Here is a 20,311-nt window from a genome sequence, read left to right on the forward strand (position 1 = left end):
TAGGGAGCTCTTTTTTCATGCGTCGTCTTCCGTTCGAACGACTCTTTTGTCTGGATCGGCTAGTTCACTACCACAATGTTTACAGTAAATTGCGTCAGAGTCGTGCCCTGCGTGGGAGCAGTTTGGGCATTTCACCAATACTTTGTGCGATTGCATCTCTTGGTGCAGTTCGGCAGTGAAAATACCTGTAGGTACCGCCAAAATGGAATAACCCAGTAACATGGTGAGTGATGCAAGCCCTTTACCTAGGTCTGTTTGAGGGACCAAGTCACCATACCCAACCGTTGTGATGGTCACGATCGCCCAATAAATACTCTTAGGAATGCTAGTAAATCCGTTTTCAGGTCCTTCAATGATAAAAATCAACGAGCCGAAAATCGTTACCATAATGGCGACGGAACTAAAGAAGATAAAAATCTTTCTGCGCGCCATAAGCAGTGAACGTAAGAGGATATTGGACTCTTGGAGGTATCGGACTAACTTGAGTATGCGGAATATTCGCATCACTCGCAGCGCCCTGATCACACCCATAAACGAAGCGGATGGGAAGAAGAGTGCTAAATAAGTGGGCAAAATCGCAAGTAAATCGACGACACCATAAAAACTCTTTGCGTAGGCGGCAGGTTTAGGAGAGCAATAAAGCCTTAGAAGGTATTCAATCGTGAATAGGCCAGTAAATGTGTATTCAATAAACTTCAGCTCTTTTTCCCACTCGGCCCGAACGGAGGGTATCGAATCTAACACCAGTACGATTAACGAGCTGATGATCGCGATAATGAGAGCAATATCGAACGTTTTACCAGCTTTGGTATGAGTACCAAAAATGGTGACATATAGAGTATGTTTAAGAGAGTCAGTCGTCATGACAAAGCGATCCATTGTTGAATCGCTCTATCATACAATTTTATAGAAACTCAGGCTAATCCTGGAAATAAGTTGCGTAAGCCATTCGCAATAAACTCTATGCCAAGCGCGCCCAATATCAAACCCATGATACGAGTAATGACGTTGATTCCAGTTTGACCTAAAAATCGTACGATCAATGGGGCAGAGCGGAACAATAGCCATGAACAAAGGCAGAACAAACCAATCGTAATACTAATGCCCACGGTATCGAACATGCTTGGGTAGCGTGCACCATAAACAATAGTCGAACTGATTGCACCAGGACCTGCCATTAAAGGCATTGCAAGAGGGACCACACCAATCTGTTCACGACTGACGTATTCCGTTTTCTCTTGTTTGTTCTGCTTATCTTCCCCCAGTTTACCGCTCATCATCGAGAATGCGATGCTAAGTAATAGCAACCCGCCAGCGACACGAAACGAATCCAGAGAAATACTGAACATGTCTAACAGTAACTGACCAGCAAAAAGCGAAATGATCAGGATGATCGCAACAGCCACATTTGCTGTTGTTGCCGTATTGCGCTTTTCGTCTGGTGTCATATGCCCGGTTAGTGACACAAACACAGGCATGATACCAACAGGGTTTACTGCGGCGACCAAACCGAGAAAAAACTGCAAGAAGATAGCAAGTTCAAAAGTTTGCATGTTGCGTACTCATCAAAGTTCACATTAGTGAAAAGGAGAAGGGGTAATTTGGGCGTAATGTAAGGCAAAAGTTAGGTTGTAAGAAATGAAAAAAACTAACGCATTCCCTGCCATTTAAGTGAGAAAAACTAATTCTTTAATAAACTGTATCTAATCTGGAAAGGAAATGTTACGTATAAAGTTGCTGATAAATTGCACTGTTTTACATAAACGTTAACATTCGCACATTTTTGATAAAAACCAAGGTGGTTTGTAGAGAGATGTATTCGGTTCGATATACTCTCAGTAGCACAAAGAATTGGTCCTACATGTAATTTCGTTGGTCAAAAATGAAACTTTTTTACAGGTTGTTGTAGTTTCTTTTATTTATTTGTCCATTTGCTTCTTTTTTACTCAATAAAAAATGAAAGTTAATTTATTTGTTTATCAATTATTTATGTCATTTTGGTGTGATGAGGCACCACTTTGGTAGTATTTAGGTGGTGAGAACTGATCCAAGTCAATTTTTTTCACACTCTGAAATATTATACTCAGTCCTGAAAGCAATTTACTAAGACGTTTGTTTTCTAAGTGACTGATAAACAGTAAAAACGATAAGTAATAGCCTTAGTAAAAAGTTTTTAATATTTGTTAATTTTAGGAGATTCCCTATGCCTGTAACTAATATGGCTGAACTAGATGCAATGGTTGCTCGCGTTAAGAAAGCGCAAGAAGAGTTCGCTACTTACTCTCAAGAGCAAGTAGATAAAATCTTTCGTGCAGCATCGCTTGCAGCTAACCAGGCCCGTATCCCGCTAGCTCAACAAGCGGTAGAAGAATCTGGTATGGGTATTGTTGAAGATAAAGTAATCAAGAACCACTTCGCTTCTGAGTTTATCTACAACAAATACAAAGACGAACAAACGTGTGGCATCTTAGAAGAAGATGACAACCTAGGTACTATGACTATCGCTGAGCCTGTAGGCATCATCTGCGGTATCGTACCAACGACTAACCCAACTTCTACAGCGATCTTCAAATCTCTAATCTCTTTGAAGACTCGTAACGGTATCATCTTCTCACCACATCCACGTGCGAAAAACTCAACTAACGATGCAGCTAAACTCGTTCTAGATGCAGCAGTAGCAGCAGGCGCACCAAAAGACATCATCGGTTGGATCGACCAGCCTTCTGTTGAGCTTTCAAACGCTCTAATGAAACACGATGACATCGCGCTTATCCTTGCAACTGGTGGTCCAGGCATGGTTAAAGCAGCATACTCTTCTGGTAAGCCAGCAATCGGTGTAGGTGCAGGTAACGTGCCGGTTGTTATCGATGAAACAGCAGACATCAAACGTGCTGTTGCTTCTATCCTTATGTCTAAGACTTTCGACAACGGGGTAGTATGTGCTTCTGAGCAAGCTGCAATCGTAGTTGATGAAGTATACGACGAAGTGAAAGAGCGTTTTGCTTCTCACAAAGCTTATGTCCTAAGCAAAGCAGAAGCTGATAAAGTTCGTAAAGTGCTTCTTATCGATGGCGCGCTAAACGCGAAAATCGTAGGTCAGCCAGCAGCAGCAATCGCTGAAATGGCAGGCGTTAAAGTTCCAGCAGACACTAAAGTTCTTGTTGGTGAAGGTCTGGGCAAAGTATCTCACGATGACGCATTCGCTCACGAGAAACTATCTCCAACTCTAGGTCTATTCCGTGCTGACAACTTCGAAGACGCGGTTGCTCAAGCGGTAACTATGGTTGAGATTGGTGGTATCGGCCACACATCTGGTCTTTACACTAACCAAGATACTAACGCTGACCGTATCCGTTACTTCGGTGACAAGATGAAGACAGCTCGTATCCTAATCAACATCCCGACTACTCACGGCGGTATCGGTGACTTGTACAACTTCAACGTTGCGCCATCTCTAACGCTAGGTTGTGGTTCTTGGGGTGGTAACTCTATCTCTGAGAACGTAGGTCCTAAACACCTAATCAACAAGAAAACTGTAGCGAAGCGAGCTGAAAACATGTTGTGGCATAAACTACCTAAGTCAATCTACTTCCGTCGTGGTAGCCTTCCAATCGCACTGGGCGACCTAGAAGGTAAGAAACGTGCATTCCTAGTAACTGACCGTTTCCTATTCAACAACGGTTACGCAGATGACGTAGTAAGCCTACTAAAAGCTCAAGGCATGGAAGTTCAAACATTCTTCGATGTTGAAGCTGACCCAACACTGTCTGTAGTAGAAAAAGGTGCGGCTCAAATGGCTAGCTACCAACCTGACGTTATCCTAGCGCTAGGCGGTGGTTCACCAATGGATGCAGCGAAAATCATGTGGGTAATGTACGAGCACCCAGAAACTCACTTTGAAGAACTAGCAATGCGCTTTATGGACATCCGTAAACGTATCTACAAGTTCCCTAAAATGGGTAAAAAAGCTGAGCTTGTATGTATCACTACAACTTCAGGTACTGGTTCAGAAGTCACTCCATTCGCGGTTGTTACTGACGACAAGACTGGTGCTAAATACCCACTAGCTGACTACGAAATCACGCCAAACATGGCAATCGTTGATGCGAACCTAGTAATGAACATGCCAAAGTCTCTAACAGCATTTGGTGGTTACGATGCAGTAACTCACGCTCTAGAAGCTTACGTTTCTGTTCTTGCTAACGAATACTCAGATGGCCAAGCTCTTCAAGCACTTAAGATGCTAAAAGAGTACCTACCATCAAGCTATGCGAACGGTGCAAATGACCCAATCGCTCGCGAGAAAGTACACAACGCAGCTACTATCGCTGGTGTTGCATTTGCGAACGCATTCCTAGGTGTTTGTCACTCAATGGCTCACAAACTGGGTGCTGAGTTCCACTTGCCACACGGCCTAGCTAACGCACTACTTATCTCTAACGTGGTACGTTACAACGCGAACGACAATCCAACTAAACAAACTGCGTTCTCTCAATACGACCGTCCACAAGCACGTCGTCGTTACGCTGAAGTTGCTGACCACCTAGGCCTAAGCCAAGAAGGTGACCGTACTGCTCAGAAGATTGAACGTCTACTAGCATGGTTGGATGAACTAAAAGTTAACCTAGACATCCCAATGTCTATCCAAGCGGCAGGTGTTGCTGAATCAGATTTCGTAGCGAAACTGGATGAGCTAGCGGTAGAAGCGTTCGATGACCAATGTACTGGTGCGAACCCACGTTACCCTCTAATCAGCGAACTTAAAGATGTGTTGATGGCTTCTTACTACGGTAAAGCATTTGTTGAAGGCGAAACTTTCGAAGGTACAACTGTTATCAAGAAGAAAGCAGACCAAGAAGCAGCAAAAGCAGCACCTAAAGCAAAGAAAGAAAAAGCTGACGCGTAATTAAAAAATCGAGTGAGCAAGGTTTTCGCTAGCACGGAACCTTAGGAAAAGGTTAAAGCCCCAGTCAAATGACTGGGGCTTTTTTTATTTTGGTGCAGGAGTTACATCTGGCTTGGGAAAACAGAGTTGCTGTGTATGCTTACACTTCGGTCGCAACTACTCGGCCACTGAAGTATTCATTCGCGACGATGTATGCTGTGTTGCGGACTAGTTCGTCTTGGATCTCAGCCCAGTGCCTCTCGTTGAGCTCTTCTTTTGTATGATTTACCGAGGGAATAACGCCGCCCACTCGAATGTTGAATGGTGTGAGTTCTTTTGCCCAGCTGTGAGTAAAACCTGACACCAACGCCGCCATGCTTTCAACTCCCGTAAAGTCTTCATGGTTGTCATGAGAAATGACGTTAACAATGACGCCTTTCTTGTTTCTGGCTCGAAAGCGCTCTGCTCCTACTTGGCCGTAGGTATAAAGGAAGCGTGCCGCAGACGACAAGTGATCAATGTAAGTACTCATTGGTTCTGGCGCCATTAAGCCAGGCATAGGGGAGCTGGTCCAGCAATTAACAATCACATCTGGTGTCGCACGTAGCTGTGATTCTATCTGGTCAAACAATAAGTTAATGGACGTTGTGTTATCACTACACACATTCATCGCATACACTTTGTCAGTGAAAGCGCTGATTTGCTCATAGCTCGCTCTCAAAGCGCTAGAATTTTGGTCACAAAGAATCAACGTTGCTCCAAGGTGAGCAAAGTGATTTGCACAGGTTCTTCCTATAACCGAACCTGCAGACGTGACGAGAATAATTGATTCTTTGATATCCATAGCACCTTCACTGTATCCATATGTGAAAAACAATACACCAGTGGTTTGTGCTAATAGCATGGTTGAAATTCGTTGGGTTCAGTGTGAAAGGCTTCAAACTAACGCTTTCGAGTGAGGACTATTGTGCGGTAATTTGTAAGATGTCACATTTCTGACGTGTAGGTATTGCAAGCTATTGGATAAAAAGCGGATCTCTATGCTTTAGCTTGAATTTGATGCTGACGTTGAGCCGTCACTAGCTGATTATATAGCCCAGCATCTGGGATCAGTTGTTTGTTGCGTTCGCCCAATCTGCGTCGCTCATGACCAGATAGGTTGTGATAAACCTCCTCTGGTAGGTTGAATGTGTCTTCAGGCAGGTAAGTCAGCGCATCTGGTTTTAGGTAATGGCTCAGCTTTGCGGAAGGCAATCCTGCATCGTGAAACTGTTTCGCTTGTTCAGCTGCGAGTTCATAGCTGCTGCTATCAGAACGAAGAGCTTGAGGTTGCGATAAACCCAATTGTTGGCGAAGAATACTGTCACTGGTGATGACTTCCTGGACCTCTTCAACCGGGACTACATCGCGAACATCATTAGAGAACATAGACAGAATCAGCGAGAAATCCGCACGACGACCGTCGTGTACGGCATGGTTAATACCATTACCGAACTGAAGTTCGTTGATAATTGCAGCTTTGTCTAAAGTATGAATTTGCATGATGTTCCTCGCTCGATGCTCTTTTAACGGCGTGGATAAGAAGAACTTTAGTAAAAGAGGGAATTATTTAAAGGTGCTAGGGAAGGCGAAACAAAAAAGCCCGCTAAATAGCGAGCTTTTGAATAAGACTAAATTGAACTTAGGGGGAAGTATATTACTTCGCTAGGTTCTCAGCTACGAAGTCCCAGTTTACTAGAGCCCAGAAGCCGTTCATGTAATCAGGACGTACGTTACGGTAATCGATGTAGTACGCGTGTTCCCATAGGTCAACAGTTAGAAGTGGTGTTGTACCTTCTTCTGTTAGAGGAGTAGCAGCGTTAGAAGTGTTAACGATCTCTAGAGAGCCATCAGCTTTCTTAACAAGCCAAGTCCATGAAGAACCGAAGTTGTTGATTGCTGAATCAGTAAACTTCGCTTTGAATTCTTCAAAAGAACCGAATGCTGCGTTGATTGCGTCTGCAACTGCGCCAGTTGGCTCGCCGCCCGCATTTGGAGCAAGACAGTGCCAGTAGAACGTGTGGTTCCAGATTTGCGCTGCGTTGTTGAATACGCCACCAGTAGAAGTCTTGATGATCTCTTCTAGAGTTTTGCCTTCGAACTCAGTACCAGGGATAAGACCGTTAAGCTTAACAACGTAAGTGTTGTGGTGCTTACCGTGGTGGTAGTCTAGAGTCTCTGCTGAGATGTGTGGTTCTAGTGCGTCTTTCGCGTAAGGAAGAGCTGGTAGTTCAAATGCCATTACTCGATTCTCCATTGATTTGAAAGGATGACCTTTCGATTGCTTCCAGTGTTTTTTTATAGCTATGTCGCCTTTAAGGCTGACTTGCTAAGTATTTTAGCAAGTTTTTACTTTATTAAAACCCCGATATGAAAATATTTTAAGAGGTTAGCAGTGGTGAAGTGCTGCATTGCTCGCCAATGAGCAACCTAAAATTAAGCCTTATTAATTATATGGTTTTTATTCTGTCGTTATTGAGTAGAATGTGGCAAATAAATAAAGTTCAAACCCATGAATGAGGAAGCGATGGAAACTATCGACAAAATCAAACAGCAGATCTCTGAAAACTCAATCCTGCTGTACATGAAAGGATCACCGAAACTACCTAGCTGTGGTTTCTCTTCTCAAGCGTCACAGGCACTAATGGCATGTGGTGAGAAGTTCGCTTACGTAGACATTCTGCAAAACCCAGATATCCGTGCTGAGTTACCAAAGTACGCGCAATGGCCAACTTTCCCTCAACTATGGGTTGAAGGTGAGCTTATCGGCGGTTGTGACATTATTCTAGAAATGTTCCAAAAAGGTGAACTGCAGCCTCTAATCAAAGAAGCAGCAGCGCGCGCTGAAGATCAAGCTGAGTAATTCGTAAATACTCACATTTAGCGATAGAATACGAAGGAGCCGTACTGGCTCCTTTTTCTTTTTAGGTTAGTGGAATGAACATAAAGCTTTACTACGTGCATGACCCAATGTGCAGTTGGTGTTGGGGTTACAAACCAACGCTGGATAAACTAAAACAGCAACTGCCAGGTGTGATTCAGTTTGAGTATGTGGTTGGTGGTCTTGCGCCAGATACTAGTTTACCGATGCCGCCCGAGATGCAACAAAAACTCGAAGGTATTTGGAAGCAGATTGAGCGCCAGTTAGGCACTAAGTTTAACTACGATTTCTGGAAGCTTTGTACGCCAGTTAGAAGCACTTACCAATCTTGTCGTGCGGTTATTGCAGCGGGCTTTCAAGACTCTTATGAGCAGATGCTAGAAGCGATTCAGCATGCGTATTACTTACGTGCGATGCCTCCTCATGAAGAAGCCACTCACTTGCAACTAGCGAGAGAAATTGGCTTGAATGTTCAGCAATTCAAGAATGACATGGATGGCTCTTTCTTAGAAGGTGTGTTCGAAGATCAATTGAGCCTTGCAAAGAGCCTAGGTGTGAGCTCTTACCCTAGCTTGGTTCTTAAAATTAACGACGCTTATTTTCCGATTGCCATCGATTACCTGTCGACAGAACCAACCTTGAAGCTGATTCGTGAGCGTATTATTGACAATATACCAGCGCAATAACCACAGTTATGAATAACAAAAAGCCGCTCATTGAGCGGCTTTTTCGTAACTAAATGTATATCCATCCAAGCAATAGTATTAAAGCACCATTGCTGCAATCCAACCAAAGATGATTAGAGGGATATTGTAATGGATAAAGGTTGGAACGACTGTTTCCCAAATGTGCTCATGTTGACCGTCGGCATTTAGACCAGATGTAGGGCCTAATGTAGAGTCAGAAGCTGGAGAGCCTGCATCACCTAACGCAGCCGCAGTACCTACCAGTGCAATCGTTGCCATCGGCGAGAAGCCGAATGCTAGCGCAAGAGGCACATAGATAGTTGCAAGGATTGGAATCGTAGAGAACGATGAACCAATGCCCATTGTTACCAACAGACCAACGATCAGCATCAGTAGTGCAGCTAAAGGCTTATTGTCACCGATGCTGGTTGATAGCGATTGTACTAGTGTTTCAACACCGCCAGTTTGCTTCATTACTGCTGCAAAACCTGCCGCTGCAATCATGATGAAGCCAATCATTGCCATCATGTGTACACCTTTAGTGAACACGTCGTGCGTCTCTTTCCATGCAATAACGCCGCCGAAAGTAAACACCATAAAGCCAGCTAGAGCACCGATAATCATTGAACCCGTGTAAAGCTGAACACCCAATGCAGCGACAATACCAAGTGCCGCAACTAAGATGTGCTTTTTATTGATGACATGATCGGTTTCGTCAACGACAGTCAACTCAGTTTCTTTGTAGACACGCGGTTTACGATAGCTAACAAAGATAGCCAGTAATAGACCAAACAGCATGCCTGCACCTGGCAGTAACATGGCGGTTGGGACTTGGCTTGCAACCACATTCTCCAAACCGTTGTCATGTAGGTTCTTTAACAGAATGTTGTTTAAGAAAATACCGCCGAAACCAACAGGCAAGATCATGTAAGGTGTGATCAAACCGAAGGTAAGAACACACGCGACCAAACGTCGATCGAGCTTAAGTTTCGCAAATACGCCCAAAAGAGGTGGAATCAAAATCGGAATAAAGGCGATATGGACCGGAATTACGTTCTGAGATGACATAGTGACAAGAACGAGCGCGACTAACACCGCGTACTTTAACCCGGTAGTTGACGCCGAGTTTTCTTTACCATTTAAGCGCTTGATAACACTTTTGGCCAGTAGATCCGTGATGCCTGATTTCGAGATGGCAACAGCGAAAGTACCTAACATGGCGTAGCTTAGCGCAATAGTTGCACCGCCACCTAGACCACTTTCAAATGCGGCAACCGTATCCCCAAGGCTCATGCCTGCGACTAGGCCGCCTACGATGGCACTAAACGTGAGGGCAACCACCACGTTTACGCGCATCAATGCTAACACGAGCATGACGCACACTGATATAACGACAGGATTCATACTTTTCCTAATATGTTGTGTTTACTTATTATTCTTCGTCGACAAGCGGCCAACCGCCGAGGGCCTTCCATTTGTTGACAATACCGCAGAATAATTCTGCTGTTTTTTGTGTATCGTAAAGCGCAGAGTGTGCTTCACGGTTATCAAATTCCATCCCGGCTGTTTTGCATGCTTTAGCGAGAACTGTTTGGCCATAAGCAAGGCCACTTAATGTAGCCGTATCAAAAGTAGCAAAGGGATGAAAAGGGACTCTTTTTAGTTTACAGCGTTCATTTGCTGCATTTACAAAACCCAAGTCGAATGCTGCGTTATGAGCAACCATAATTGCACGTGAGCAATCTGCGGCTTTTTGTTCTTTGCGAATAAGCTTATAAATTTCCTTTAGCGCCTCTTGCTCAGAAACAGCACCTCGAAGAGGGCTGAAAGGGTCACGAATACCATTGAATTCAAGCGCTTCTTTTTCTAAGTTAGCGCCTTCAAATGGTTCCACATGAAAATGAATGGTGGAGGCCGGATGCAACACGCCATGTTCGTCCATTTTCAACGTAACGGCACAGATTTCTAAAAGTGCATCAGTTTGAGCATTGAAACCAGCGGTCTCAACGTCTACTACCACAGGGAAATAACCACGAAAGCGTTTTTTCAAGGTTAGAGCTTCATTTTCTAGTGTCATGTTGGCTTATTTTTGTGTGACGAAGGCTGCATTATTGCAGATTATACCGATGAGAAAAACCGCAATTTAAGAGAAAACCGGAATTCTATTTTGCATCCAATCAATAAGTTTGTATTGCATATTATGTAGACGTTTATTCGCCATACTTTGCATCATGTAAACCGATAAAACATGAGGAAGTAAAACGCTAAGTGGCGGTTAAGGTGATTGGAACACGGTGGCTCACATTAATGGCAGTGTGACAGATAACCCTATATTGGCGAGATTTTTGCATGCCGGTTGAAGTGGTTTTATTGATGCAAATTGACGGCAACAGACTGCCGTTTAAGAGACAGTATTAGATGAAGAAATGGCTGATTACCAGTGGTGTTGTATTTTCGTTGTTTAGCACAAGCAGCTTCGCTTTGATGGGCAAACGTTATGCTGCAACTCCACAGCAATCTCAATGGGAAATGGTGGTCAATACACCATTAGAATGTCAGCTTGTACACCCCATTCCAAGCTTTGGAGATGCGGTATTTTCATCTCGTGCGAATAAAAAAATCAATTTAGACTTTGAGTTAAAAATGCGTCGCCCGATGGGAGAAACACGTAACGTCAGTCTCATTTCTATGCCGCCACCTTGGCGACCAGGTGAACACGCCGATCGAATTACAAACCTAAAGTTTTTTAAACAGTTTGATGGTTATGTCGGAGGGCAAACAGCATGGGGCATTTTGTCTGAGCTGGAAAAAGGCCGTTATCCGACTTTTAGTTACCAAGATTGGCAGAGCCGAGATCAGAGAATTGAAGTCGCATTGTCATCAGTACTATTTCAAAACAAGTACAACGCGTTTAGCGACTGTATTTCCAACTTATTGAAATACAGTTTCGAGGACATTGCTTTTACGATTTTGCACTACGAAAGACAAGGTGATCAGTTAACCAAGGCTTCTAAAAAGCGTTTATCACAAATTGCAGATTATATCCGACATAATCAAGATATCGATCTCGTGCTGGTGGCGACGTACACAGATTCAACCGATGGTAAAAGTGCGAGTCAAAGTTTATCAGAGCGACGTGCAGAGTCACTTCGTGATTACTTTCAGTCTCTAGGGCTACCGGAAGATCGAATTCAAGTGCAAGGGTACGGCAAGCGTCGTCCTATTGCAGATAACGGTTCGCCAATAGGAAAAGACAAAAACCGCCGAGTCGTGATATCTCTAGGGCGAACCCAAGTGTGATGCATATAAAAACGCCGAAGCTGAAAGCTTCGGCGTTTTTGATTTACTGACGTTGTTAATAATATTTTAGTGGTATTTTGCCAAGCACCTTTCGGTGATTCTTGCTGTATAATTTGAATGTTAGTTTAAGCGGAATTTGGCAATGACTTCGCAATTGGTTGCGGTATCTATTTTTTCAACCTGTTTGGCAATAGCCGGATTAGGGTGACGCTTCATAAAGTCTATCAACGCCTTAGTACAGCATCCTATCGAGTCGATAAAGCTTGCACACTCTTTATTTGGGCATTGTGGGATAAGTGTTAAGACTTTCTCAGAGGCCAGTTGAAGGTATTTGAGTTCATAGTCAGTATCTCCAGCCCAACGCCAGAACTGAGCTAAGTTATGACAAGAAATCACAGAAATTAATAATCGCTCGTCCGCCTCAATTTCCACACATTCGCTGATATCTTCACTCAGGCTTAGGGCTTGCTGGTAATGAAGAATGCTGCGAACAGGGTCATCTAGTTGAAGTGCCGTATCGGCTAGAAGTGTGTGTTTTTCCCATTCACTGATCATTATCGTAATCCCGCATATCGAAGTTGCGGATAAATCTAAACGATAACTATTATCAAGTAAAGAGTTTTGTTTATAAAAGGACAGGCAGATCGCAGACCTGCCTGTAATCGGAGTTCAACTTGCAGTACAAGTGATTATTAGAAGTGCCGCTTAGCCTTCAAGACCTGCTGAAGCTTTCTTGTTTTGAATAAGCTCAATCATGTAACCATCTGGGTCTTTTACGAATGCAATGTGCGTGCTTCCGCCTTTTACTGGACCTGGCTCACGAGTCACATTACCGCCCGCCGCTTTGATAGCGTCGCAAGTTGTGTAGATATCATCAACACCAATGGCGATATGACCAAAAGCGGTACCTAAGTCATACTCAGTTTTACCCCAGTTGTAAGTCAGTTCGATCACTGCACCTTGGGATTCGTCACCATAACCAAGAAACGCTAGCGTGTATTCGTACTCTTTATTTTCGTTAGTACGAAGCAGCTGCATGCCCATAACTTCAGTGTAAAACTTGATGGATTTGTCTAGATCACCTACGCGAAGCATAGTGTGGAGAATTCGACCGTTTGACATTTTTTGCTCCTAGCTTTGATTTACAAATAGCGTTAGCTATCTGGGTATACTTTCTCTTTATATTCGCACAAATCTTCGATAATGCAGCTACCGCAGCGAGGCTTTCTTGCTACGCACGTATAACGACCATGAAGAATGAGCCAGTGGTGCACATCGAGTTTGAACTCTTTTGGCACAACTTTTAATAGCTTCTGCTCGACATCATCAACCGTTTTTCCCATCGCAAATTTAGTGCGATTCGACACGCGATAAATGTGTGTATCGACGGCAATAGTTGGCCAACCAAAAGCGGTGTTGAGCACGACGTTTGCGGTCTTGCGACCTACGCCTGGCAGCGCTTCTAACGCTGCACGATCTTCAGGAACTTCACCATTGTGTTTTTCCAACAAGATCTTACAAGTCTTGATTGTGTTTTCTGCCTTTGAGTTAAACAAACCGATGGTCTTTATGTATTCTTTTAAGCCATCGACTCCCAAATCAAGAATGCTTTGAGGTGTATTCGCTACAGGGAAAAGCTTGTCGGTGGCTTTATTGACGCTTACATCGGTTGCTTGAGCTGATAGTAATACAGCGATTAGCAGCTCAAAAGGGGAGCTCCAGTTAAGCTCAGTTTGAGGATTCGGATTGTTTTCTCGTAATCGCTCAAGAATTTCGATTCTTTTTATTTTGTTCATTGTTGACTTCCAATACCGTCTCTGCGGTTTATGAAAAAGGCTCCTATGACAGAGCCTTATCTTGTTATGCGTTAGTGACGCGAGCACGTTCTATGGTTGGTTTTTCTTCTTTTGGTTGACGTGCCTGAATTGAATTATCTATGACATTTTTGAGCGCTATCAACAGCCCAACACCAATAAATGCACCAGGTGGGAGAAGCGCTAACAGGAAGCTATTGTCAAATTGGAAAACTTGAATCCGTAGAGCTGAAGCCCAGTCTCCTAGGAGAAGGTCTGCTCCGTCGAATAGTGTGCCATTACCAATCAATTCGCGCATGGCACCTAAAACAACCAAGACGCTCGTCATACCAAGGCCCATCCACAAACCATCTAGCGCAGCGGGTGCAACATCATTTTTTGACGCGTAAGCTTCTGCTCGGCCAATAATAATGCAGTTCGTTACAATCAGAGGAATAAAGATACCTAGAGACAGGTACAAACCGTACGCATAGGCATTCATTAACAACTGAACGCAGGTAACGAGTGAGGCAATGATCATAACGAATACAGGTATACGGATCTCTTTTGGCACATAGTTACGAATAAGAGAAACTGTTACGTTGGATCCAACTAGCACGAGTAAGGTTGCAATACCAAGACCTAATGCATTGGTTATCGTGGAAGAAACCGCTAGCAGTGGACATAAGCCCAGCAGTTGTACGAGAGCGGGGTTGTTACTCCACATACCGTTTTTCATCAGTAATTTATTCTCATTCATTACTGCTCTCCTTCACAGCCCAAAGGCTGGCTAAGAATGTCTTCACGAGATTGGTTTACGTAGTTAACGGTATTTCGCACCACTTTTACGACGGCTCTAGGCGTGATCGTTGCACCAGTAAATTGATCGAAATCACCACCATCTTTACGAACTTTCCATGAGTTCCAGTTACTTTCCGTGACTTGTTTGCCCGTAAAGCTCAGGATCCAGTCGGTGACACGAAGATCGATTTTATCGCCCAGACCAGGGGTTTCTTGGTGGTTTAGGACGCGTGTCCCCAAAATATTGCCCTGATTATCAATCCCAGTAATCACTTTTATCTCACCATTGTAGCCATCTGGCGCGATAGATTCTATTGCGATTGCTGTTGGTTCACCATTCTTCGTGGCGAGGTAGGCTGGCATCGCACGTAATGTCCCCAGATCTGGAGACGTGACCATTGTACAAGCTTGCGTGAGTGCGTTGTCATGCATGTTTTCTGGAATGACTTGATTCAAAACAGAAAGTAATTGTTTTTGCTCTTGTACCTTGATTTGGTCTTTTGTTAGGTACTGAGTAAGGGCGACTAATCCGGTTGTTGCACATGCAAATATCGCGAGTGTCAGACCATTTTTTCTAATAGCGGTTAACATGTTTACCTCAGTGACCGTAAGTTCTAGGTTTGGTGTAGTAATCGATCAGTGGCACACACATATTTGCAAGCAACACTGCAAATGCAACACCATCTGGGAAACCGCCCCAACTGCGAATGATAAAGACCAAAGCACCAATAAGCGCACCGAAGATTAAACGTCCTTTGACGGTGGTAGACGCCGAAACGGGATCGGTTGCAATAAAGAATGCGCCAAGCATGGTTGCACCAGATAACAAGTGTAAAACTGGCGACGCAGTTTCCCCTGGCGTCAGCAACGTGAACACTAGGCTAAACAGAGTCAGACTCGCAAGGAAACCTGCTGGAATATACCATTGGATGATACGCTTTTTGATCATGACTATGCCGCCAAGAAGGTAAGCAAGGTTTACCCATTGCCAACCAATACCACCTAAGCCATCAAATATTGGCTGCGACATTACTTCGCTTGGAGTGGCACCTGTAAGAATGCCAGTCTTAAATGCATCAAGTGGTGTCGCCATTGTCACGCCGTCAACTCCTGAGCGAACTTGCTGAAGTGATAAGCCGTCGTAATCATAGCCCGTAAAAATTAAAGAGAGTGTATCTGCAAAATTTACATGATCAGGTATGAGTGATGTCGGTGCACTCCAACTCGTCATTTGTACTGGGAAAGAGATCAACAAGACCACATAAGCGACCATTGCAGGGTTGAATAAGTTTTGTCCAAGGCCACCATAGAGGTGTTTAGCGATTACTATCGCAAAAATAAGCCCGATCACCATAATCCACCACGGAGACCATGGTGGTATAGCAACGGCTAACAACCAAGCGGTAACTATTGCACTGTTATCACGTAGCGCTCTCATTGGTGAGCGTTTACGACAGATCATGACTAAGGCTTCAAGGGATACAGCGACTGCAATGGCAAAAATCAGTTGAATAAGCGTACCCCAGCCAAAGAAGTAGGTTTGAGCTACTAAACCTGGAAGTGCGCAAAGTGCCACCCATTTCATTAAGTCTGGCGTACTACGACGACTGTGGGTATGCGGTGAACTGGCAATAAAAAACGACACTACTCGTTCTCCTCAGTATTATTTTTATTAGCTTCTTGTTGCGCTTTGCGTGCCTTCGCGCGCGCAATTGCTGCGGCAACCGCGGCTTTCTTCGGATCCTCTTCTGGTTCTTCGGAAGCTGCTTCTTCAACAGGCTCTGTTTGCGTTTCTTGCTTCGCTTTGCGCGCTTTGGCACGTGCAATGGCAGCTGCCACGGCGGCTTTTTTCGGATCTTCGGTTTGCTCGGCAGGTGCTTCAGCTCCTTCCGCTTCAGTTGAGTCTGCTTGTTTCGCTTTACGAGCCTTCGCGCGTGCAATTGCTGCGGCAACCGCGGCTTTTTTCGGATCCACTTCTGGTTCTTCAGAAGTTGCGTCTTCAACAGGCTCAGTTTGCGTTTCTTGCTTCGCTTTGCGCGCTTTGGCTCGAGCGATGGCAGCAGCCACGGCGGCTTTCTTCGGATCGTCGGTTTGCTCAGCAGGTGCGTCAGCTTCTTCCGCTTCAGTTGAGTCTGCTTGTTTCGCTTTACGCGCTTTGGCACGTGCAATGGCAGCAGCCACTGCGGCTTTCTTCGGATCGTCGGTTTGCTCAGCAGGTGCTTTAGCTTCTTCCGCTTCAGTTGAGTCTGCTTGTTTCGCTTTACGTGCTTTGGCACGTGCAATCGCGGCAGCCACGGCGGCTTTTTTCGGATCTTCGGTTTGCTCGGCAGGTGCTTCGGCTTCTTCCGCTTCAATTGAGTCTGCTTGCTTCGCTTTTCGTGCTTTGGCACGTGCAATCGCAGCAGCCACGGCGGCTTTTTTCGGATCTTCGGTTTGCTCGGCAGGTGCGTCAGCTTCTTCCGCTTCGGTTGAGTCTGCTTGCTTAGCTTTGCGCGCTTTGGCTCGAGCAATTGCAGCGGCAACTGCGGCTTTTTTCGGATCGTCGGTTTGCTCAGCAGGTGCGTCAGCTTCTTCCGCTTCAGTTGAGTCTGCTTGCTTCGCTTTACGTGCTTTGGCACGTGCAATGGCAGCAGCAACCGCGGCTTTCTTCGGATCGCTGTCTTGCTGTGTAGACGTTTCCGATTCTACAGATTCAGTTGAATCTTCTTGTTGTGCTTTTTTCGCTTTAGCTCGGGCGATGGCGGCCGCAACTGCCGACTTTTTATCATCAGCGTTATTGTCTGGCGTTTCGCCTTGTTCTTTTTGCGCTTTCCGTTCGCGAGCAAGACGTTTGCGTTCTTCGCGCAGTTTTGCCATTTCTGAGTTATCAGGTTCACTAGAGCCTGCTTTAGCTGCTGCCGCTTGTTTCGCCTTCGCTTTGGCAATGGCTGCCGCTACGGCTGGTTTTACTGCTGGCTCTGTTTTTTCTGTGGTTTCTGTCTTTTGAGCTTTCACTCGTGCGATTGCTGCTGCTATCGCATCATCGCCGCCAGAAGACTTCATCTCTTTACGGCGCTGATCGGCAGCTTTCTTGAAGCGATTTTCACGTTCTGCTTTTTCGCGCTCCATACGCGCTTTTTTCTCTTCAAAACGCAGTTTTGCTCGCTCTGCAGCTTCCGCTTCTTGTGTTCTAGTTCTAATTTCTGCTTTCGCTTGGCGGTAGTACTGTACGAGCGGAATTTCACTTGGACATACAAACGCACAAGCGCCGCACTCGATACAATCCTTTAAGTTTAATTCTTCGAGTTTGTCATACTCTTCAGCTTTTGCATGCCATTGCAGTTGTTGAGGCAGCAGCGAAGCAGGGCACGCTTCTGCACATTGGCTACAGCGAATACATTCCATCTCATACTGGTGCGGAGAGATCTCACGACGAGTCGGAGCAAGGATACAGTTTGCTGTCTTGGTAATCGGCACTTGGGAGTGAGGAAGGGTAAAGCCCATCATTGGCCCACCCATAATTAAACGCTGTAACTTCTTATCTGCTTTATAGCCAAACTCATCCAACAGTGCTTGTACTGGTGTCCCTAACAATGCCCAAACGTTGCGTGGTTGTTTGAAGGTTTTACCAGTGAGAGTCACGATGCGCTTTATCATCGGTTCACCGTCGATGACTGCGCGTTTTATAGCGTAAAGAGAACCAACATTCTGAACCAAAATACCAATATCGGCTGGAATCGCGCCACTTGGTACTTCTTTATTGGTTAAAATTTTGATCAGCTGTTTTTCACCGCCAGAAGGGTATTTAGTCGGGATAACGCGAATAACGATATCTTTGTTTATAGCCGCAGCTTCTAGCGCTTTGATTGCTTCTGGCTTGTTGTCTTCAATGCCAATAATCGTGAGCTTTGGTGTCAGGATATGTTCGACAATTTCGATACCTTGAATAAGCTCTTCGGCATGTTCTTGCATGAGCTTGTCATCAGACGTGATGTATGGCTCGCACTCTGCTGCATTAACGATAAGAATCTCGGTACGAGCAAAACCTGATTGGATTTTTTTTGCAGTAGGGAAGCCTGCGCCACCCATACCAGAAATACCAGCGAGACGAATAATATCAATCAGTGCGTCAGGGGTTTCTTGTTGGTAATCTGCGACGGGGTTTCTTTCACACCATGCATCTTTCCCATCAGGCGTGATGACTGCGCACAACTCACTTAACCCAGAAGGGTGCGCGACAGTTCGTGGCTCAATCGCGGTGAGCGTACCTGATGTTGGAGCATGCACTGGAACCGTAAAGCCGGTCTCCGATTGCGTTAATGGCTGACCTTTTAATACGTAGTCACCTTCGGCAACCAGTAGGTTACCCGCTTTACCAATGTGCTGTTTTAGCGGCAATACAATTTCTGACGGGATAGCCGCATGAGCGAGTTCAGTTTTGTTGGACTGCTTTTTATTTTCTGCCGGATGCACACCACCTGGGAAATCCCAAAGCGCGCCTGTACGAATTTGTTCAATCAAAGACAACATGTGAAACCTTACTTAATTGAATCTTTCACGTTCGCTGCATTGTCGGCAGCATCCGTAATGTTAAGTACCGGAATGGAGTGAAGTTGCCACTTCCAGCTTTCTGTGGTCGTTGCCACAGGAATCATTTCAATACAATCAGTCGGACATGGGGCAACACACAAGTCACAGCCCGTACATTCGTCTTTGATTACGGTATGGACCGCCTTTGTTCCGCCTACAATTGCATCCACCGGACACGCCTGAATACACTTAGTGCAGCCAATACACATGTCTTCATGAATAAACGCAACGGTTGGAATTTTGCTGTCGAGATCGTGCGCAGATTCTTCTGGCTCAACACCCATTAAGTCGGCGAGCTTTTCGATTGTTGCCTGACCACCAGGGGGACATTTGTTGATGTGGTCGCCATTTGCAATTGCTTCAGCATAAGGGCGGCAACCAGGGTAGCCACATTGACCGCATTGAGTTTGCGGTAAAATGGCGTCGATTTGATCCACAATAGGGTCCGCTTCAACTTTAAAGCGAATAGAAGCAAAACCAAGTATCGCGCCGAAAATCGCAGCCAGAACCGCTAACGCGATAATCGCAATTAAAATCGTACTCATCGCTTACTTCACCAAACCTGTAAAGCCCATAAAGGCGAGTGACATTAAACCTGCTGTAATCATTGCTATTGATGCACCTTTAAAAGGTACAGGAACGTCGGCGGCGGCTATGCGCTCTCGCATGGATGCAAAAAGTATCAACACCAATGAGAAACCAACAGCGGCGCCGAAGCCGTAGATGATCGATTCAATAAAGTTATGGTTTTCATTAATGTTAAGAAGTGCCACGCCCAATACTGCGCAGTTTGTTGTGATCAGCGGTAAGAAAATGCCAAGCAAGCGATAAAGCGTCGGGCTGGTTTTGTGCACAACCATTTCGGTGAACTGCACCACAACGGCTATCACCAAAATAAAACTCATGGTTCGAAGGTACTCAATACCCAGTGGACGAAGGATGTAGCTTTCCACTAAATACGCACACACTGACGCGAGCGTTAGCACAAAAGTTGTCGCTAAGCCCATACCTATTGCTGTTTCCAGTTTTTTGGACACACCCATAAAAGGACATAGGCCCAAAAACTTCACCAGTACAAAGTTGTTCACCAGCACAGTGCCGACCAACAACAAAACATATTCGGTCATAGTTATTACGTTCTTAAAATCCGATCTTGATATTATCGTGTTTTGTGACACCAATAACAACCAGTGAACGATGTGGTTTTACATACACGATGGAAAAATAGTCGTCTAATTGATGTATTTTGATGAATCAATAAGAAATTGAATCGTTTGCTGAATGTATTGTTAGCGAAAGGATACTACCTATTAATTTTCATCTAATGTGTGATTTTAAAAAAAAGCCCGCCTCTCCC

General features: G+C 44.8%; 20 protein-coding genes. 4 read left to right on the forward strand and 16 right to left on the reverse strand.

The window, feature by feature from the left end; genetic code table 11:
- Positions 1-15: 15 nt before the first annotated feature.
- Together R7Z50_RS13035 and R7Z50_RS13040 are read right to left on the reverse strand one after the other, a co-directional pair.
- The gene (locus R7Z50_RS13035; protein ID WP_005380728.1) at positions 16-879 is read right to left on the reverse strand and encodes an ion transporter; all 864 of its coding nucleotides are present in this window, start codon (positions 877-879) and stop codon (positions 16-18) included.
- Positions 880-914: 35 nt separating this feature from the next.
- Entirely contained in the window at positions 915-1,553 is a 639-nt protein-coding gene (locus R7Z50_RS13040) for a YchE family NAAT transporter (protein WP_005380729.1), read from the reverse strand.
- Positions 1,554-2,203: 650 nt separating this feature from the next.
- Between R7Z50_RS13040 and adhE the strand changes: the two genes are divergently transcribed.
- Positions 2,204-4,906: a bifunctional acetaldehyde-CoA/alcohol dehydrogenase gene (adhE, locus tag R7Z50_RS13045; RefSeq protein WP_005380731.1), complete on the forward strand. Its 2,703-nt coding sequence runs from the start codon at positions 2,204-2,206 to the stop codon at positions 4,904-4,906.
- Between the two features lie 139 nt (positions 4,907-5,045).
- On the opposite strand, the gene R7Z50_RS13050 is transcribed toward adhE, so the two are convergent.
- The 3 genes from R7Z50_RS13050 to sodB form a co-directional block, all read right to left on the reverse strand.
- Positions 5,046-5,789 (reverse strand): SDR family oxidoreductase, encoded by a 744-nt coding sequence (locus R7Z50_RS13050; protein ID WP_005380732.1) that lies wholly within the window; start codon positions 5,787-5,789, stop codon positions 5,046-5,048.
- A 134-nt stretch (positions 5,790-5,923) separates the two neighbouring features.
- Entirely contained in the window at positions 5,924-6,427 is a 504-nt protein-coding gene (locus tag R7Z50_RS13055; protein ID WP_005380733.1) for a VC2046/SO_2500 family protein, read from the reverse strand.
- Positions 6,428-6,581: 154 nt separating this feature from the next.
- Positions 6,582-7,166, reverse strand: coding sequence for a superoxide dismutase [Fe] (gene sodB, locus R7Z50_RS13060; RefSeq protein WP_005396533.1), 585 nt, complete (start codon positions 7,164-7,166; stop codon positions 6,582-6,584).
- A 285-nt stretch (positions 7,167-7,451) separates the two neighbouring features.
- On the opposite strand from sodB, the gene R7Z50_RS13065 reads away from it, so the two are divergent.
- On the forward strand, positions 7,452-7,787 hold the full coding sequence (locus R7Z50_RS13065; RefSeq protein ID WP_017635833.1) for a Grx4 family monothiol glutaredoxin: 336 nt from the start codon (positions 7,452-7,454) through the stop codon (positions 7,785-7,787).
- Between the two features lie 74 nt (positions 7,788-7,861).
- Complete coding sequence (locus R7Z50_RS13070) at positions 7,862-8,491, forward strand: DsbA family protein (protein WP_171344342.1); 630 nt, start codon at positions 7,862-7,864, stop codon at positions 8,489-8,491.
- 78 nt (positions 8,492-8,569) lie between these two features.
- Here the strand turns inward: R7Z50_RS13070 and R7Z50_RS13075 are convergent, their stop codons facing one another.
- Together R7Z50_RS13075 and rnt are read right to left on the reverse strand one after the other, a co-directional pair.
- Complete coding sequence (locus R7Z50_RS13075; protein WP_017821192.1) at positions 8,570-9,895, reverse strand: Na+/H+ antiporter family protein; 1,326 nt, start codon at positions 9,893-9,895, stop codon at positions 8,570-8,572.
- A 28-nt stretch (positions 9,896-9,923) separates the two neighbouring features.
- The gene (gene rnt / locus R7Z50_RS13080; RefSeq protein ID WP_005384888.1) at positions 9,924-10,568 is read right to left on the reverse strand and encodes a ribonuclease T; all 645 of its coding nucleotides are present in this window, start codon (positions 10,566-10,568) and stop codon (positions 9,924-9,926) included.
- Positions 10,569-10,909: 341 nt separating this feature from the next.
- On the opposite strand from rnt, the gene motY reads away from it, so the two are divergent.
- The gene (gene motY / locus R7Z50_RS13085; protein WP_005384887.1) at positions 10,910-11,791 is read left to right on the forward strand and encodes a flagellar protein MotY; all 882 of its coding nucleotides are present in this window, start codon (positions 10,910-10,912) and stop codon (positions 11,789-11,791) included.
- Between the two features lie 120 nt (positions 11,792-11,911).
- Here motY and R7Z50_RS13090 read toward each other — a convergent pair whose 3' ends face one another.
- The 9 genes from R7Z50_RS13090 to rsxA form a co-directional block, all read right to left on the reverse strand.
- Positions 11,912-12,346: a DUF2753 domain-containing protein gene (locus R7Z50_RS13090; RefSeq protein ID WP_005384886.1), complete on the reverse strand. Its 435-nt coding sequence runs from the start codon at positions 12,344-12,346 to the stop codon at positions 11,912-11,914.
- A 150-nt stretch (positions 12,347-12,496) separates the two neighbouring features.
- On the reverse strand, positions 12,497-12,913 hold the full coding sequence (gloA, locus tag R7Z50_RS13095) for a lactoylglutathione lyase (protein WP_318149120.1): 417 nt from the start codon (positions 12,911-12,913) through the stop codon (positions 12,497-12,499).
- Positions 12,914-12,945: 32 nt separating this feature from the next.
- A complete protein-coding gene (gene nth / locus R7Z50_RS13100) occupies positions 12,946-13,587 on the reverse strand; it encodes an endonuclease III (RefSeq protein WP_005380743.1) in 642 nt (213 codons plus the stop codon).
- Between the two features lie 64 nt (positions 13,588-13,651).
- On the reverse strand, positions 13,652-14,344 hold the full coding sequence (locus tag R7Z50_RS13105; protein ID WP_005380745.1) for an electron transport complex subunit E: 693 nt from the start codon (positions 14,342-14,344) through the stop codon (positions 13,652-13,654).
- On the reverse strand, positions 14,344-14,976 hold the full coding sequence (gene rsxG, locus R7Z50_RS13110) for an electron transport complex subunit RsxG (protein WP_033907338.1): 633 nt from the start codon (positions 14,974-14,976) through the stop codon (positions 14,344-14,346). Before rsxG ends, R7Z50_RS13105 begins: the two co-directional genes overlap by 1 nt.
- A gap of 7 nt (positions 14,977-14,983) precedes the next feature.
- Positions 14,984-16,030: an electron transport complex subunit RsxD gene (gene rsxD, locus R7Z50_RS13115; RefSeq protein WP_005390256.1), complete on the reverse strand. Its 1,047-nt coding sequence runs from the start codon at positions 16,028-16,030 to the stop codon at positions 14,984-14,986.
- Positions 16,030-18,894, reverse strand: coding sequence for an electron transport complex subunit RsxC (gene rsxC, locus R7Z50_RS13120; RefSeq protein WP_318149121.1), 2,865 nt, complete (start codon positions 18,892-18,894; stop codon positions 16,030-16,032). Before rsxC ends, rsxD begins: the two co-directional genes overlap by 1 nt.
- An 8-nt stretch (positions 18,895-18,902) precedes the next feature.
- On the reverse strand, positions 18,903-19,499 hold the full coding sequence (gene rsxB, locus R7Z50_RS13125; protein WP_005380760.1) for an electron transport complex subunit RsxB: 597 nt from the start codon (positions 19,497-19,499) through the stop codon (positions 18,903-18,905).
- A gap of 3 nt (positions 19,500-19,502) precedes the next feature.
- Positions 19,503-20,081: an electron transport complex subunit RsxA gene (gene rsxA / locus R7Z50_RS13130; protein WP_005380762.1), complete on the reverse strand. Its 579-nt coding sequence runs from the start codon at positions 20,079-20,081 to the stop codon at positions 19,503-19,505.
- Positions 20,082-20,311 lie beyond the last annotated feature (230 nt).

Source organism: Vibrio sp. 1249-1, from assembly GCF_033340495.1.